Origin of the sequence: Butyrivibrio sp. TB, from assembly GCF_900110805.1 — a bacterium.
Lineage (GTDB): Bacteria > Bacillota > Clostridia > Lachnospirales > Lachnospiraceae > Butyrivibrio > Butyrivibrio fibrisolvens_C.
Window position 1 is genome coordinate 39,593 of sequence record NZ_FOER01000022.1, and the last position, 14,399, is coordinate 53,991.

General features: G+C 40.3%; 21 protein-coding genes. 20 read left to right on the plus strand and 1 reads right to left on the minus strand.

Annotated elements, in window-relative coordinates:
- Window positions 1-8 precede the first annotated feature (8 nt).
- From rplR to BMX21_RS14295, 14 genes are all read left to right on the plus strand, one after another.
- Window positions 9-377, plus strand: a complete 369-nt coding sequence (rplR, locus tag BMX21_RS14225; RefSeq protein ID WP_022754366.1) for a 50S ribosomal protein L18 — start codon at window positions 9-11, stop codon at window positions 375-377.
- 19 nt (window positions 378-396) lie between these two features.
- Complete coding sequence (gene rpsE, locus BMX21_RS14230; RefSeq protein ID WP_022754365.1) at window positions 397-906, plus strand: 30S ribosomal protein S5; 510 nt, start codon at window positions 397-399, stop codon at window positions 904-906.
- A 29-nt stretch (window positions 907-935) separates the two neighbouring features.
- Window positions 936-1,124: a 50S ribosomal protein L30 gene (gene rpmD, locus BMX21_RS14235; protein ID WP_022754364.1), complete on the plus strand. Its 189-nt coding sequence runs from the start codon at window positions 936-938 to the stop codon at window positions 1,122-1,124.
- Between the two features lie 153 nt (window positions 1,125-1,277).
- Window positions 1,278-1,718 carry a 50S ribosomal protein L15 gene (rplO, locus tag BMX21_RS14245; protein WP_022754362.1) on the plus strand — a complete coding sequence of 147 codons (441 nt, stop codon included), beginning with the start codon at window positions 1,278-1,280 and terminating at the stop codon, window positions 1,716-1,718.
- Window positions 1,718-3,037, plus strand: coding sequence for a preprotein translocase subunit SecY (gene secY / locus BMX21_RS14250; RefSeq protein ID WP_022754361.1), 1,320 nt, complete (start codon window positions 1,718-1,720; stop codon window positions 3,035-3,037). The genes rplO and secY overlap by 1 nt, the downstream gene beginning before the upstream one ends.
- A gap of 95 nt (window positions 3,038-3,132) precedes the next feature.
- A complete protein-coding gene (locus BMX21_RS14255; protein ID WP_022754360.1) occupies window positions 3,133-3,774 on the plus strand; it encodes an adenylate kinase in 642 nt (213 codons plus the stop codon).
- A 13-nt stretch (window positions 3,775-3,787) separates the two neighbouring features.
- A complete protein-coding gene (map, locus tag BMX21_RS14260) occupies window positions 3,788-4,552 on the plus strand; it encodes a type I methionyl aminopeptidase (protein WP_022756761.1) in 765 nt (254 codons plus the stop codon).
- A 26-nt stretch (window positions 4,553-4,578) separates the two neighbouring features.
- Window positions 4,579-4,797 (plus strand): translation initiation factor IF-1, encoded by a 219-nt coding sequence (infA, locus tag BMX21_RS14265; RefSeq protein WP_022754358.1) that lies wholly within the window; start codon window positions 4,579-4,581, stop codon window positions 4,795-4,797.
- A 169-nt stretch (window positions 4,798-4,966) separates the two neighbouring features.
- On the plus strand, window positions 4,967-5,080 hold the full coding sequence (rpmJ, locus tag BMX21_RS14270; RefSeq protein ID WP_022754357.1) for a 50S ribosomal protein L36: 114 nt from the start codon (window positions 4,967-4,969) through the stop codon (window positions 5,078-5,080).
- 285 nt (window positions 5,081-5,365) lie between these two features.
- A complete protein-coding gene (gene rpsM / locus BMX21_RS14275) occupies window positions 5,366-5,734 on the plus strand; it encodes a 30S ribosomal protein S13 (RefSeq protein WP_022754356.1) in 369 nt (122 codons plus the stop codon).
- 94 nt (window positions 5,735-5,828) lie between these two features.
- Window positions 5,829-6,221, plus strand: coding sequence for a 30S ribosomal protein S11 (rpsK, locus tag BMX21_RS14280; RefSeq protein ID WP_022754355.1), 393 nt, complete (start codon window positions 5,829-5,831; stop codon window positions 6,219-6,221).
- 289 nt (window positions 6,222-6,510) lie between these two features.
- On the plus strand, window positions 6,511-7,104 hold the full coding sequence (gene rpsD, locus BMX21_RS14285) for a 30S ribosomal protein S4 (protein WP_022754354.1): 594 nt from the start codon (window positions 6,511-6,513) through the stop codon (window positions 7,102-7,104).
- Window positions 7,105-7,171: 67 nt separating this feature from the next.
- Window positions 7,172-8,143 (plus strand): DNA-directed RNA polymerase subunit alpha, encoded by a 972-nt coding sequence (locus BMX21_RS14290; protein WP_022754353.1) that lies wholly within the window; start codon window positions 7,172-7,174, stop codon window positions 8,141-8,143.
- Between the two features lie 143 nt (window positions 8,144-8,286).
- On the plus strand, window positions 8,287-8,844 hold the full coding sequence (locus tag BMX21_RS14295) for a bL17 family ribosomal protein (protein ID WP_022754352.1): 558 nt from the start codon (window positions 8,287-8,289) through the stop codon (window positions 8,842-8,844).
- A 101-nt stretch (window positions 8,845-8,945) separates the two neighbouring features.
- Here the strand turns inward: BMX21_RS14295 and BMX21_RS19425 are convergent, their stop codons facing one another.
- Window positions 8,946-9,116 (minus strand): hypothetical protein, encoded by a 171-nt coding sequence (locus tag BMX21_RS19425; protein ID WP_022754351.1) that lies wholly within the window; start codon window positions 9,114-9,116, stop codon window positions 8,946-8,948.
- A gap of 208 nt (window positions 9,117-9,324) precedes the next feature.
- On the opposite strand from BMX21_RS19425, the gene BMX21_RS14300 reads away from it, so the two are divergent.
- The 6 genes from BMX21_RS14300 to rpsI all read left to right on the plus strand — a co-directional run bounded on the left by BMX21_RS14300 (window position 9,325) and on the right by rpsI (window position 14,395).
- Window positions 9,325-10,218, plus strand: coding sequence for an energy-coupling factor transporter ATPase (locus tag BMX21_RS14300; protein WP_330367175.1), 894 nt, complete (start codon window positions 9,325-9,327; stop codon window positions 10,216-10,218).
- A gap of 179 nt (window positions 10,219-10,397) precedes the next feature.
- Window positions 10,398-11,243 (plus strand): energy-coupling factor transporter ATPase, encoded by an 846-nt coding sequence (locus tag BMX21_RS14305; RefSeq protein ID WP_022754349.1) that lies wholly within the window; start codon window positions 10,398-10,400, stop codon window positions 11,241-11,243.
- A 150-nt stretch (window positions 11,244-11,393) separates the two neighbouring features.
- The gene (locus BMX21_RS14310) at window positions 11,394-12,203 is read left to right on the plus strand and encodes an energy-coupling factor transporter transmembrane component T family protein (protein ID WP_022754348.1); all 810 of its coding nucleotides are present in this window, start codon (window positions 11,394-11,396) and stop codon (window positions 12,201-12,203) included.
- Between the two features lie 141 nt (window positions 12,204-12,344).
- A complete protein-coding gene (gene truA / locus BMX21_RS14315) occupies window positions 12,345-13,100 on the plus strand; it encodes a tRNA pseudouridine(38-40) synthase TruA (RefSeq protein ID WP_022754347.1) in 756 nt (251 codons plus the stop codon).
- Window positions 13,101-13,539: 439 nt separating this feature from the next.
- Window positions 13,540-13,968, plus strand: coding sequence for a 50S ribosomal protein L13 (gene rplM, locus BMX21_RS14320; protein ID WP_022754346.1), 429 nt, complete (start codon window positions 13,540-13,542; stop codon window positions 13,966-13,968).
- 28 nt (window positions 13,969-13,996) lie between these two features.
- On the plus strand, window positions 13,997-14,395 hold the full coding sequence (rpsI, locus tag BMX21_RS14325; RefSeq protein WP_022754345.1) for a 30S ribosomal protein S9: 399 nt from the start codon (window positions 13,997-13,999) through the stop codon (window positions 14,393-14,395).
- Window positions 14,396-14,399 lie beyond the last annotated feature (4 nt).

A 14,399-nucleotide genomic window follows, 5' to 3' on the forward strand; every position in this document is an offset into this window, starting at 1 on the left:
AGTGTAAAATGGTTAGAAAAGAATCCAGACAGGAAATTCGTGAAAAGAAGCACCTGAAGGAACGTAAACGCTACAGCGGCACTGCTGAGAGACCAAGACTTGCAGTGTTCAGAAGCAACAAGAACATCTACGCTCAGGTTATCGATGACGTAGCTCAGAAGACTCTTGTTTCTGCTTCTACTCTTGAAAAAGACATCAAAGCTGAGCTCAAGAACACCGATGATGTTGATGCAGCTGCATATGTTGGAGATGTAGTAGCTAAGAGAGCCCTTGAAAAGGGTATCAAGGCTGTTGTTTTCGACAGAGCAGGTTACATTTATCACGGTAAGGTTGAAGCCCTTGCTGATGCTGCCAGAAAAGCTGGCTTAGAATTCTAAGAGAGGAGAACAGAATTAAATGAAACGTACAGTCGTTGATGCAAGTCAGCTTGAGTTAACAGATAAAGTCGTTACCATTAAAAGGGTTACCAAGGTAGTTAAGGGTGGCCGTAACATGAAGTTTACAGCTCTCGTAGTTGTAGGTGATGGTAATGGACACGTAGGTTGTGGTCTTGGTAAGGCTACAGAAATTCCGGATGCTATTCGTAAGGGTAAGGAAGCTGCAACAAAGTCACTTGTTACAGTTGCTCTTGATGAGAATAACTCCATTACACATGATTTCGTTGGTAAGTTCGGAAGCGCTGAAGTTCTTCTTAAGAAGAGCCCAGAAGGTACAGGTATCATCGCAGGTGGTCCTGCACGTTCCGTATGTGAACTTGCTGGTATCAAGAACATTCGTACAAAGTCTCTTGGTTCCAACAACAAGCAGAACGTTGTATTCGCTACAATCAACGGCCTCAGCAAACTTAAGACTCCTGAGGAAGTTGCAAAGATGCGTGGCAAGTCTTTAGAAGAAGTTAAAGCTTAAGGTAACAGCCTTAAGGAAAGGAGAAATCAATGGCAGCAGAAAAGAAACTCAAGATCACATTGATTAAATCCACTATCGGTGCTGTGCCTAAGCAGGTAGCAACCGTTAAATCAATGGGATTTAAGAAACTTAACAGCAGTGTTGTTCTTCCGGATAACTCCGCTACAAGAGGACAGATCCAGCAGATCAGACACCTTGTTAAAGTTGAAGAAATGTAATGATATAAACACGGTTCTGCAATTTTTTTGCAGAACCATGTTTGCTATGCACGGTAAATGTGCATATAATATAATGAGCGAGCAGATTATGAGACACGCTGCGAGGCATAGTCTGCGTCTTAGTGATCTCGCAGCGGGAAATGAGGAAAAATCATGGAATTATCAAATTTAAGACCAGCTGAAGGTTCAGTTCAGTCAGACAACTTCAGAAGAGGACGTGGACACGCTTCAGGAAACGGCAAGACTGCTGGTAAGGGTCACAAGGGTCAGAAGGCTCGTTCAGGAGCTCCAAGACCAGGATTTGAAGGTGGCCAGATGCCACTGTTCAGAAGACTTCCTAAGAGAGGCTTCAAGAACATCAATTCTAAGAATTTTGTAGCTATCAATGTTGACAGACTGGAAGCATTTGATAACGGAGCTGAAGTTACTGTCAGCGCACTTAAGGAAATGGGCATCATCAAGAAGGAAAATGATGGTGTTAAGATTCTTGGTGGCGGAGAATTAACTAAGAAGCTTACGGTTAAAGTAAATGCATTCAGTGCATCTGCAAAAGAAAAGATCGAGGCTCTTGGTGGAACAGCTGAGGTGATCTGATGCTAACAACCCTAAAGAATGCATTCAAAATCAGAGAAATCAGAAGCAAAATAATATTTACACTTCTGATGCTTGCAGTAATCAGACTTGGTACTTTAATAACTGTTCCCGGAATATACGGTGATCAGTTTTCAGCCTGGTTCAAAAATCTTACAGCAGGTGGAACTTTTGGTTTCATGGATCGTTTTACAGGTGGTTCATTCGAACAGATGTCAATTCTGGCTCTGAATATTACACCTTATATTACATCCTCTATCATTATACAGCTGCTGACTATTGCTATTCCGAAGTTAGAAGAATGGCAGCATGATGGCGAGGAAGGACGTAAGAAACTTACTAACATGACTCGTTACATCACAATAGCACTTGCGCTCGTAGAATCAATTGCTATGGCAGTAGGTTTCTATCGCAATGGTCTTCTTATCAAATCTCAGAACTGGGTATATTGTGTAGAAATCGTTGCAGCGCTTACTGCAGGTAGTGCATTCCTTATGTGGATTGGTGAAAGAATTACGGATTATGGTGTAGGTAATGGTATTTCCATTGTCCTTACAATCAACATTGTCTCCAGAATGCCGCAGGATTTAAAGACTCTTTATACGCAGTTCCTTGAGAATCACTCAGTGGTTCAGAAGGTTGTTTATGGTCTTATCATTCTTACTATCATTGTTGCAATGGTAGTACTGGTAGTCCTGCTCAATGATGCAGAGCGTAAGATTCCGGTTCAGTATGCTAAGAAATTACAGGGCAGACGCCTTGTAGGTTCAAGTGGAGCTGAGATTCCACTCAAGGTTAATACTGCCGGCGTTATGCCTATCATTTTTGCAATGTCACTTTTCCAGTTCCCGATCATAGTTTCTCAGCTTCTGGGATACAAGGGAACAGGAATTTGGAGCGAGGTTCTCAAATATCTTAATGAAGGTAACTGGTTCCAGACTTCTCAGTGGAAATACAGCATAGGTCTTGTCGTATATATACTTCTGATGATATTCTTTGCTTATTTCTATACAGACATTACATTTAATCCGCTTGAGATAGCAGATAATCTTAAGAAGCAGGGTGGTTTTATACCTGGTATCAGACCTGGTAAGCCAACCAGCGATTATCTGCAGACCATGCTTAAATACATCGTTCTTATAGGTGTATGTGGCCTGATAATCATTGCGGTCCTTCCAATCGTATTTAACGGACTTTTTAATGCAAATGTATCATTTGGTGGCACTTCTCTTATCATCGTTGTAAGTGTTATACTTGAAACAGTTAAGCAGATTGAGTCACAGATGCTTGTTCGTAATTACAAAGGCTTTTTAGACGATTGAGAATAATACAAAGAGGCCGGGTTTCATGGTTTTGCATGGCCCGACCTTCTTTTGCGTTGACATAAGACTATATACATAATAGAGGAGACAGGGGAATGAAGATTATAATGCTGGGAGCACCTGGTGCCGGTAAAGGTACACAGGCACAGATGATATGTGATAAGTACAATATTCCGCACATTTCAACAGGAGATCTTTTCAGATCGAATATAAAAAACGGAACAGAACTTGGCAAAAAAGCTAAGGAGTACATGGATAAGGGACAGCTTGTTCCTGATGAACTGACTGTTGAACTTCTTCTTGACAGAGTAGCTAAGGAAGATTGTAAAGATGGTTATGTTCTTGACGGATTCCCAAGAACTATCCCTCAGGCAGATGTACTTGACAAAGAGCTTACAAAGCTTTCTGACAAGATAGATTTTGCAATAAATGTAGAAGTTCCTGATGAAAATATTGTTCGCAGAATGTCAGGAAGACGTGCTTGTCTTAAGTGCGGAGCTACTTATCATATCGAGCATATCCCTCCGAAGCAGGAAGGCATATGTGACCGCTGTGGTAGTGAACTTGTACAAAGAGATGATGATAAACCGGAAACAGTTCAGAATCGTCTCAGTGTTTATCATGAACAGACACAGCCTCTTATAACATATTACAATGGCAAAAACATCCTTAAAACTGTCGATGGAACCAAAGATATGAATGATGTCTTTGAAGATATTGTTAAGATCCTTGGATAATTGAGGTCCTGTTATGCAGATCTATATCAAAACACCGGATCAGATTGATCTTATGAGACAATCAGGGCACCTCTTAGCGCAGGTGCATGCAGAATTACATCAGGCATTACGCCCGGGTATGTCAACTCTCGAGATTGATACTTTAGGAGAAGAACTGATCAGAAAAATGGGTGGTATCCCGAACTGTAAGAATTACGAAGGCTTTCCGGCTTCCATATGTATCTCTGTTAATGAAGAGGTAGTTCATGGAATACCGAGTGCTTACAGAATACTTCAGGAAGGTGATATCGTAACATTTGATACCGGCCTTATTTACAAAGGATGGCATTCCGATGCTGCCAGAACCTGGGGGGTTGGCGAGATCAGTCCTGAAAAAAGAAAGCTTATAGAAGTTACAAAGCAGAGCTTTTTTGAGGGAATTGCGAAGGCACGAGCAGGTAACAGACTTTATGAGATATCCAAAGCCATTGATCAATATGTTACACAATATGGATATGGAATAGTACATGAATTGACAGGCCACGGAATAGGTCAAAGTCTACATGAAGAGCCCAATGTCCCTAACTACAGACAGATTCGAAGAGGAATAAAACTTCAAAAAGGCATGACGATATGTGTAGAACCCATGATCACAATGGGAAAAAGACATGTCGGATGGCTTGATGATGACTGGACAGTAGTGACAGTAGACGGATCACCGGCAGCGCATTATGAAAATACTATCGTGATAACTGACGATGAACCCGAAATCCTGACAATGCTTGAAGGTGAGGAATAAATGCTGCACATAGCAAGGAGGAAATAATGTCTAAGGCAGATGTAATTGAAATCGAAGGAAAAGTAATAGAAAAACTTCCTAACACAATGTTCCGTGTAGAACTTGAAAACGGACATGTAGTTCTGGCTCATATCAGCGGCAAGCTCAGACAGAACTTTATCAGAATCCTTCCCGGAGATAAGGTTACTATGGAACTTTCACCATATGATCTTACAAAGGGTAGAATTATTTGGAGAGACAAATAATTGCTCAAAAAAAATTACTGAAATTTTTGGGCAAAATTTGTTGCATTTTATTTTAATATGCGCTATACTATAAAACGGTCTTCTGCGTAGAAGGCTCTCTTTGCGTTATTTTATTGTGAAGAGGTAGTATGACATAAAGAATGTGGGAAACTACAGGAAAGGAGTCGGGATGAAAGTCAGATCTTCTGTTAAGCCTATGTGCGAGAAGTGCAAGGTCATTAAGAGAAAGGGTGTCATTCGTGTTATCTGCGAGAACCCTAAGCACAAGCAGAGACAGGGATAATTCGATTCGTCCGGGCGCCGCTGCTAGCGGCTGATGTCTGTTCGATTAATATATCGTAGAGCCTACGTATATTACTTTTTGATACCAATATTAATATTGTGTGTTGGAAAGATCGGATCCTGTCCGATTGGGCATAGAAATTTCGCAAAGGCGAAGTTATGAATATCACATTCAGATGCCTCAATCAAAAGTAACCGTATGACGCCAGTAAAAAGCATATAGGCAACAAGCCACGCCTCTATGTTCGCGTACATACATATAATTTATTATGGAGGAATTATTAAAATGGCTCGTATTGCAGGTGTTGATTTACCTAGAGACAAGCGCGTAGAAATCGGCTTGACTTACATTTATGGAATCGGAAGAACAAGTTCCAATAAGATTATTGCAGCTGCTGGTGTTAATCCAGATACTCGTTGCCGTGATCTTACAGATGACGAAGTAAAGAAGCTTAGTGAGATTATCACTAACGATTACCTTGTAGAAGGTGATCTTCGTCGTGAAGTAGCAATGAATATCAAGAGACTGACTGAGATCGGATGCTATCGCGGTACTCGTCACAGAAAAGGTCTTCCTTGCCGTGGTCAGAGAACAAAGACTAATGCTAGAACACGTAAGGGACCTAAGAGAACTATTGCTAACAAGAAGAAGTAATAGTAGTCAATCAATCGTTGACACAGATGATTTTGGAATGTAGCATTCAGTCATCTGTATACAAACTAAAAGGAAGAAAGTAGGTTAGTTTACTATGGCAAATCAGAAAGCTAGCGCTTCAAAGAAGCGTGTTAAGAAAAACGTTGAACACGGTCAGGCACACATCCAGGCATCTTTCAACAACACTATCGTTACACTGACAGATGCAGCTGGAAACGCTCTTAGCTGGGCAAGTGCAGGCGGACTTGGATTTAAGGGTTCAAGGAAATCTACTCCTTATGCTGCACAGGTAGCTGCTGAAACAGCTACAAAGGCTGCTCTTATACATGGTCTTAAGACAGTTGATGTGTTCGTAAAGGGACCGGGTTCAGGAAGAGAAGCTGCTATCAGAGCACTCGCAGCTAATGGACTCACAGTTACAAGCATCACAGATGTAACTCCAGTTCCTCACAACGGATGCCGTCCACCTAAGAGACGTAGAGTATAAGACTCAGTTTGTAATAGCTGGGTTATGCAGGTTGTATTTATAGCCTGTTGTCACTTCGTGAAAGACTCTATATATGTCATAAATATATAGATACATTTATGAGATGATATATATTGATTGTGATGCAGCTGTAATAGCTGCATTATGATCAATTCAATTCTTCTGTTTGGAAGAATATATAGTTACAAATAGCAATTTAGTTAGTTGGAAGAAGGTCATGTCCATTTCGGACACATATTGATTGTAAACAACAGCAGGACAATTATCCTGAAGAAAGGAGCCACACAAAATGGCAGTAAACAGAACACCGATACTTAAAAGATGCAGATCTCTTGACCTTGATCCTACATTCCTTGGATATGACAAGAAGTCAAAGAGAAACCCACAGAGATCAGGCCGTAAGATTTCAGAATATGGTCTTCAGCTCCGTGAGAAACAGAAAGCAAAATTCATTTATGGAGTACTTGAGAAGCCTTTCAGAAATTACTATGAGAAGGCTGAGCAGATGAGAGGACAGTCCGGTGAGAACCTTATGGTTCTTCTGGAGAGAAGACTCGACAACGTAATCTTCCGTCTTGGTTTCGCTAGAACAAGAAGAGAAGCACGTCAGGTAGTTCTTCATAAGTTCGTACTTGTTAATGGTAAGGTTGTAAATGTTCCTTCTTACCAGATCAAGGCTGGTGATACAGTTGAAATCAAAGAGTCTGCTAAGAATATGCAGAGATTCAAGGATATCGCTGAAATCGCTGGTGCTAGACTCGTTCCTTCATGGATCGATGCTGACAAGGAGAATTGGAAGGGTACTATTTCACAGCTTCCAGCAAGAGACATGATTGATGTTCCTGTTGACGAAATGCTTATCGTCGAGCTGTATTCCAAGTAATTTGTAAATAGTTAATTATTATATAAAGAATGCAACTGTTGACTAAGCATAAAAGGAGGAAATATCAGTGTTTGATTTTGAGAGACCAAATATTGAAGTAGCAGAAATCTCAGATGACAAGAAGTATGGTAAATTCGTTGTAGAACCTCTTGAGAGAGGTTATGGTATTACACTTGGTAATTCCCTCAGAAGGATTATGCTTTCTTCTTTACCTGGTGCTGCAGTAAGTCAGGTCAAGATCGAAGGCGTTCTTCATGAATTCAGTTCTATCCCTGGAGTTAAAGAGGATGTTACTGAAATCATAATGAACATCAAAAATCTTGCTATCAAGAATAAATCTGAAACAAATGAGCCTAAGATCGCTTACATCGAATATACAGGTGATGGCGTTGTTAAGGCTTCAGATATTCAGGTTGATCAGGATATCGAGATCATGAATCCCGATCAGACTATTGCTACACTTTGCGGTGCTGATGCTAAGCTTTATATGGAGCTTACAATCACACGCGGCAGAGGATATGTCAGCTCAGATAAGAACAAGTCTGGAGACCTTCCGATCGGAGTTCTTGCTATTGACTCTATTTACACTCCTGTTGAGCGTGTAAATGTTACAGTTGAGAACACTCGTGTCGGTCAGGTAACTGACTTTGATAAACTGACTTTAGATGTTCACACTAATGGTACACTTGAGCCTGATGAGGCTGTAAGCCTTGCTGCGAAGGTACTTTCAGAGCATCTGTCTCTTTTCATTGATCTTTCTGAAGTAGCTCAGACTGCTGATGTTATTACAGATAAAGAAGACAATGTTAAGGGTAAAGTCCTTGAGATGTCAATTGAAGAGCTTGAACTTTCTGTTCGTTCATTCAACTGTCTCAAGAGAGCCGGAATCAATACAGTTCAGGAACTCTGCAACAAGACTCCTGATGATATGATGAAGGTACGTAACCTCGGACGTAAGTCACTTGAAGAAGTTCTTGCCAAGCTCGAAGAGCTCGGTCTGCAGCTTAGAAAAGGTGAGATAACTGAGGAACTTAACTAAAGAGTTAATTCGCAGAAGGTAAAACCAAAGTGTACTGATGCGAATCTCATGGTAAACATAACATTTTACGGGTAAGACCAATGAGCGCTGTAAAATGCACCAACGCAGAGGGAACTCTGTAATGAGAAAGGAAATATTATATCATGGCAATGTACAGAAAGCTTAGCAAAGCAAGCAAGCCTAGAAAGGCTCTTCTTAGAAACCAGGTAACTGAACTTCTTTACAACGGTAAGATCGTTACAACTGAGGCTCGTGCAAAAGAGGTACGTCAGATCGCTGAGCACCTTATCGCACTTGGAATCAGAGAGAAAGATAACGTTGAGACTGTTACTGTAGAAGTTAAGCACTGCAAGAAGGACGAAAACGGAAAGCGCATCGTTCTCGAGAAGAAGTATAACGAAAAGCTTAAGAAGACTCTTAAGGTTTACGATTATGATATCGAGAAGAAGGAAGTAACAAAGGACAAGCCTTCACGTCTTCACGCTAGACGTCAGATGTACAAAGAGATCTACAAGGTTACTGAAGTTCCTACAGAAGGAAAGCTTCGTAAGCAGAACACAAAGGTTGTTGATCTTACAGACAAGATCTTCGATGAGTACGCTGAGAAGTATGCTGGCCGTAAGGGTGGCTACACACGTATCATCAAGATTGGTCAGCGTAAGGGTGACGCAGCTATGATGGTTGTTCTTGAGCTCGTTTAATTCAGTTTAAGATAACATAAAAATTATCCGCATATACTAAATGTATATGCGGATTTTTTTGAACAGGATTATATTATATATAAGCTTTTTACAAAAAGAACTCAATTACCAGTGCTTTCTGCTGTTGAAGCATATGCTTCCTCTGGATGATTTGCTGCATATTCTGACAGAGTTTCTCCTGAGTTTAAAATTCTCGCTCCGATTGCGCATATTACGATACAGATTATCAATATGAATATCTTTTTGGATAGACTAAGATTGCTAATTCTCATACGCACCTCCCCTATACGTATAGTTTACTCTAATTGACGCTTTTATGCTAATTTTGTATAATCGTGAAGATACAGGAAAAATGTGGCTAATTCTATTTATAAAATCCATATATTCCTCATAATATGAAATATAGGTTAAAAGGACCTTTTGAAACCTATCTAAAAGATTAAAATATAATAATGATCGCAGGATTACACATATAAAAAAATGAATGATTATACACGAAAAGATAATAAACCAATGATCCAAGCCGGTGGAGTTAGTTTTGAATACACAAAACATGACGAAGAAGGCAACCCGATAGGAACTGTAACTGCAGTAGATGGTGTAGATATGACTATAAATAAAGGCGAGTTTATTGCTATCCTGGGCCATAATGGTTCAGGTAAGTCTACTCTTGCCAAACATTTTAATGCCCTCTTATATCCTACTAAAGGTTCAGTTCTGGTAGACGGTATGGACACCTGTGATGATAACAGAATATGGGATATACGCCAGAAGGCTGGCATGGTCTTTCAGAACCCTGATAATCAGATAATCGGTCAGATAGTCGAGGAAGATGTGGGATTCGGTCCTGAGAACATGGGAGTGCCTACAGAAGAGATATGGGAACGTGTTAATGAAAGCTTAAAGACAGTTGGAATGTATGAATACCGGAAAGCATCTCCTAATCATCTTTCAGGAGGTCAGAAGCAGCGCGTATCCATTGCTGGTGTTATAGCTATGCATCCGGAATGCATAATCATGGATGAGCCTACAGCTATGTTGGATCCTTCAGGGCGCAGAGAAGTTATAAGAGCCGCAAGAGCTTTAAATGACGTAGAAGGCATCACTGTAATTCTTATAACTCACTACATGGAAGAAGTTGTACACGCTGACAGAATATTTGTAATGGACAAAGGAAGGGTTGTGATGTCAGGAACTCCGCGAGAAATCTTTAGTCAGGTAGATAAACTCAAAGAGCTGCGTCTGGATGTACCTCAGGTTACATTACTTGCTGATAGCCTTAGAAAAAAAGGACTTGATATACCAAAGGGAATTCTTACCAGAGATGAACTTACAGATGCTTTGGTCACAATAAAGAAACGGTCAAAAGATTAAATATAAGCACGATATAATACATAATTTTGGTACATCTAATAAGTACTAAAATGTATAATTGCAAAATTATATAACCAAAAAGTGAATAACTATAAAACTTATGACTACTTCAAAAGTATGTTCATGAACATGTGTACTACATGTATTATTGATGATATCTAAAATGATAGAGGATTAACATGGCATTAAAACTAGATCATGTAAATTATATATACGATGCAGACACCGAGATGGCTCATACTGCTCTAAACGATGTGACAATTGAAATAAAAGATGGTCAATTTATCGGACTTATAGGACACACAGGTTCCGGTAAATCGACACTTGTAACTCATTTAAACGGTCTTGTAAAGCCTACATCCGGCCAAGTACTATACAACGGCGAAGACATAAATGCAAAAGATTATGATAGAAAAAAGCTAAGATCTAAAGTCGGACTTGTATTTCAATATCCGGAGCATCAGCTATTTGAAACAGATGTATTTGCAGATGTATGCTTTGGCCCCAAAAATCTCGGCCTCTCTAAATCTGAGATTGAAAAAAGAGCTTATGATGCTCTTAGAATGGTAGGTCTTCCTGATGAATATTATAAGCAGTCTCCATTTGACCTTTCAGGTGGACAGAAAAGGCGCGTTGCTATAGCAGGCGTCCTTGCCATGAATCCTGAAATACTGGTATTAGATGAACCCACAGCCGGGCTTGACCCAAAAGGAAAGACGGAGATACTTGATCTCCTCAAGAAGCTTCATGAAGAAAGAGGTATCACAGTAATCCTTGTATCACATAGCATGGAAGATGTTGCCAATTATGTCGAGAGGATCATTGTAATGGATCACGGGCAGGTTCAATTTGATGACGAACCAAGGAAAGTTTTTGCAAGTTACAAGGAACTTGAGAAAATGGGACTTGCAGCGCCTCAAGTAACATATATCATGAATGATCTTAAAGAAAAAGGCTTTGATGTTGATGGTAATATCACAACCATTGAAGAAGCAACTGATGAGATAATGAGAGCTTTATCTTAGGACTTAGAAATACATCCCTGTATTTCTGGACAAGTCCAAGTTACGTCCTGTAACAGCGGACTTAGAAATACATCCCTGTATTTCTGGACAAGTCCCAGTTACATCCTGTAACAGCGGACTTAGAAATACAATAAACAAGGACATAATTCAATGCTTAGAGACATAACGATAGGTCAGTATTATCAAACTAAATCTAAGGTCCATGACCTTGATCCAAGAGTTAAGATAGTTGCAACGCTTGCGTTCATCATATTCCTGTTTCTTGTGAACAACATGACAGGATATATTATTGCAGCAGCTTATCTTGCAACGACCATATATCTTTCCCATGTGCCGCCTTCATTTATCTTTAGAGGCATGAAAGCAATATTTATGCTGCTTATGATCACGGTTTTATTTAATATTTTTCTGACACCGGGAGAGACGATATTTACATTCTGGATACTGAAGATAACCAAAGAAGGCCTTATTATGGCAGGAAGGATGGCTATAAGGCTTATATTCCTTATAACAGGATCTTCAATCCTCACACTTACAACAACTCCCAACCAGCTTACGGACGGTCTTGAAGTTCTTCTTAATCCGCTAAAAAAAGTTCGCGTACCAGTTCATGAGATTGCCATGATGATGGCGATAGCACTTAGATTCATCCCAATCCTCATGGAAGAGACCGATAAGATCATGAAAGCACAGATGGCAAGAGGAGCTGATTTTGAATCAGGCGGAATCATCCAAAAGGCTAAAAGCCTGGTGCCAATACTCGTACCGCTTTTTATCTCCGCTTTCAGACGAGCCAATGACCTTGCAATGGCAATGGAAGCCAGATGTTATCACGGCGGAGACGGAAGAACCAGAATGAAACCGCTTATCTACAAAAAAAACGATTTTGTAGCATATCTTGTAGTTGCAGTATTTATGATTTCTATGGTAGTACTTGGCAGAATAGATATACTGATCTAAGCATCGATGATAATACGTTTTTCTTAGAACTTTAACACCAGCTTAAAACTAAAGGTACAAGCAATCTACCGATTGTATTATTATCTATAGCGCAAGTATTATCTTACGATATTATTTTTTGACAAAAGAAATGGAGATACGATGCCAAGAGTACTGCTGATAACAGCATATGATGGCACAGGCTATAACGGATCAGCATATCAGCCTGAAGCTGTCACAATAGAAGGCGTATTAAAAAAAGCCATAAAAGGCCTTACAGGACATGAGCCTGAGCTTATAGGTGCAAGCCGTACTGACGCAGGAGTTCATGCTTGTGGCAATTTGTTTGTTTTTGATACGCAAGCAAGTATACCACCCGATAAATTCTCCTACGCCCTTAACAGCATGCTACCTGATGATATAAGGATCATGAAGTCAATGGAAGTAGATCCTTCTTTTCACCCAAGGCACTGTAATAGCGTTAAGACCTACCAGTATAGAATCTGGAACGACGATGTGATGCTCCCTGTAAAAAGATACTATGCATGGCATTGCAGTTTCAATCTTGATATAGAGAAAATGCAGCAAGCGGCAGAATATCTTGTAGGCACCCATGACTTTACTTCTTTTTGTAATACAGCAACACAGACACCGGATCATGTGAGAACTGTAATAAGTGTTAACGTATTTAGAGAAGGCAAGGAAGTCGTGATAGAAGTCAAAGGCAAGGGCTTTCTGTACAACATGGTCAGAATCATGGCAGGGACACTGGCTATGATAGGTAGAGGCAAAGGAAGCCCTGAGGACATACAGGCCATGATAGAAGCAAGAAATAGATCAGCAGCCGGACCTACAGCTCCTGCTAATGGATTATGCCTTATGAAATATGAGTTTCCGGACAAAGAAGTAGTGATTTAAGCTTAAAATGTTCCATTTTTAAGTTCAAACTGATGAAGCTTGCAACATCAGTTTGAAACTGCAGTCGCTTGTTTCACTCGCGACATGAGGTTAAAAAATGCCCTGATTCACAATAAAACGCTTGACAAATCTACTAAAATAAGACTAAAATATATTGCTGTGTGATTAATTTTGTTCACACATTAAATTTGTTAATATCATTCGGAAGACCCGGTAAGCTTCCGATGATACAGTGAAAACGTTCCTTCATGGTACAGTTTTCATAGGTGCATATGCACCGCGAAGCGTCTGCCTCACAAACAGAGAAGTCTATCCACGGGCTTTAGAGCTTCGTATATATCATGGCAGAAATCAGGTGAAGGGTTTCTGTAACGTGAAAAGGCTGGCGGCAGTTCTTTTCATAGTATATATAGTACAGAGTAACTATGGAGGTAATACGATGAAAACATTCATGCCAAGCGCAACTAACGTAGAGAAGAAATGGTACGTTGTTGATGCAACAGATAAGACACTTGGTCGTCTTGCTACAGAAGTAGCTAACGTCCTTAGAGGAAAGAACAAAGCTATCTACACACCTAACATTGATACAGGCGATTTCGTAATCGTAGTAAACGCTGAGAAGATCAAAGTTACAGGTAAGAAGCTTGATCAGAAGATTTACTGGCACCACACAGACTACGTTGGTGGTCAGAAGAGCGCAACACTTCGTGAGATGCTTAATACTCACCCTGAAAGAGTTATCGAGCACGCAGTTAAGGGCATGCTCCCTAAGGGTTCTCTTGGAAGAGAAATGTACACAAAGCTTCATGTATACGCAGGACCAGAGCACAATCACGCTGCTCAGAAGCCTGAAGTACTGGATTTTTAATTACAGGTAATTGAAAGGAGAATTCAAAATGGCTAAAGCAGCAACATATTATGGTACCGGCAGAAGAAAGAGTTCTGTTGCACGTGTATACCTTCTCCCTGGAAAGGGAAATATCACAATCAATAAGAGAAACATTGACGAGTATTTCGGTCTTGAGACACTTAAGACTATCGTTCGTCAGCCACTCGTAGCTACAGATACAGTTGAGAAGTTCGACGTAGTTGTAACTGTAAGAGGCGGCGGCACAACAGGTCAGGCTGGTGCTATTCGTCACGGCATTTCTCGTGCACTTCTTCAGGCTGACTCAGATGAGTACAGACCTACACTTAAGAAGGCTGGATTCCTTACAAGAGATCCTCGTATGAAGGAAAGAAAGAAGCCCGGTCTCAAGAAGGCACGTCGTGCTCCTCAGTTCTCAAAGAGATAATCGT

What these genes read in the sequence shown, in the direction of transcription:
- rpmJ (WP_022754357.1), top strand. Translation starts at nt 4,967, where the DNA reads ATGAAAGTCAGATCTTCTGTTAAGCCTATGTGCGAGAAGTGCAAGGTC.
- BMX21_RS19425 (WP_022754351.1), bottom strand. Translation starts at nt 9,116, where the DNA reads ATGAGAATTAGCAATCTTAGTCTATCCAAAAAGATATTCATATTGATA.
- rpsD (WP_022754354.1), top strand. Translation starts at nt 6,511, where the DNA reads ATGGCAGTAAACAGAACACCGATACTTAAAAGATGCAGATCTCTTGAC.
- rpsI (WP_022754345.1), top strand. Translation starts at nt 13,997, where the DNA reads ATGGCTAAAGCAGCAACATATTATGGTACCGGCAGAAGAAAGAGTTCT.
- BMX21_RS14300 (WP_330367175.1), top strand. Translation starts at nt 9,325, where the DNA reads ATGAATGATTATACACGAAAAGATAATAAACCAATGATCCAAGCCGGT.
- BMX21_RS14305 (WP_022754349.1), top strand. Translation starts at nt 10,398, where the DNA reads ATGGCATTAAAACTAGATCATGTAAATTATATATACGATGCAGACACC.
- rpsE (WP_022754365.1), top strand. Translation starts at nt 397, where the DNA reads ATGAAACGTACAGTCGTTGATGCAAGTCAGCTTGAGTTAACAGATAAA.
- map (WP_022756761.1), top strand. Translation starts at nt 3,788, where the DNA reads ATGCAGATCTATATCAAAACACCGGATCAGATTGATCTTATGAGACAA.
- rpsM (WP_022754356.1), top strand. Translation starts at nt 5,366, where the DNA reads ATGGCTCGTATTGCAGGTGTTGATTTACCTAGAGACAAGCGCGTAGAA.
- rplO (WP_022754362.1), top strand. Translation starts at nt 1,278, where the DNA reads ATGGAATTATCAAATTTAAGACCAGCTGAAGGTTCAGTTCAGTCAGAC.
- BMX21_RS14295 (WP_022754352.1), top strand. Translation starts at nt 8,287, where the DNA reads ATGGCAATGTACAGAAAGCTTAGCAAAGCAAGCAAGCCTAGAAAGGCT.
- infA (WP_022754358.1), top strand. Translation starts at nt 4,579, where the DNA reads ATGTCTAAGGCAGATGTAATTGAAATCGAAGGAAAAGTAATAGAAAAA.
- BMX21_RS14310 (WP_022754348.1), top strand. Translation starts at nt 11,394, where the DNA reads ATGCTTAGAGACATAACGATAGGTCAGTATTATCAAACTAAATCTAAG.
- BMX21_RS14255 (WP_022754360.1), top strand. Translation starts at nt 3,133, where the DNA reads ATGAAGATTATAATGCTGGGAGCACCTGGTGCCGGTAAAGGTACACAG.
- rplR (WP_022754366.1), top strand. Translation starts at nt 9, where the DNA reads ATGGTTAGAAAAGAATCCAGACAGGAAATTCGTGAAAAGAAGCACCTG.
- secY (WP_022754361.1), top strand. Translation starts at nt 1,718, where the DNA reads ATGCTAACAACCCTAAAGAATGCATTCAAAATCAGAGAAATCAGAAGC.
- rpsK (WP_022754355.1), top strand. Translation starts at nt 5,829, where the DNA reads ATGGCAAATCAGAAAGCTAGCGCTTCAAAGAAGCGTGTTAAGAAAAAC.
- rplM (WP_022754346.1), top strand. Translation starts at nt 13,540, where the DNA reads ATGAAAACATTCATGCCAAGCGCAACTAACGTAGAGAAGAAATGGTAC.
- rpmD (WP_022754364.1), top strand. Translation starts at nt 936, where the DNA reads ATGGCAGCAGAAAAGAAACTCAAGATCACATTGATTAAATCCACTATC.
- truA (WP_022754347.1), top strand. Translation starts at nt 12,345, where the DNA reads ATGCCAAGAGTACTGCTGATAACAGCATATGATGGCACAGGCTATAAC.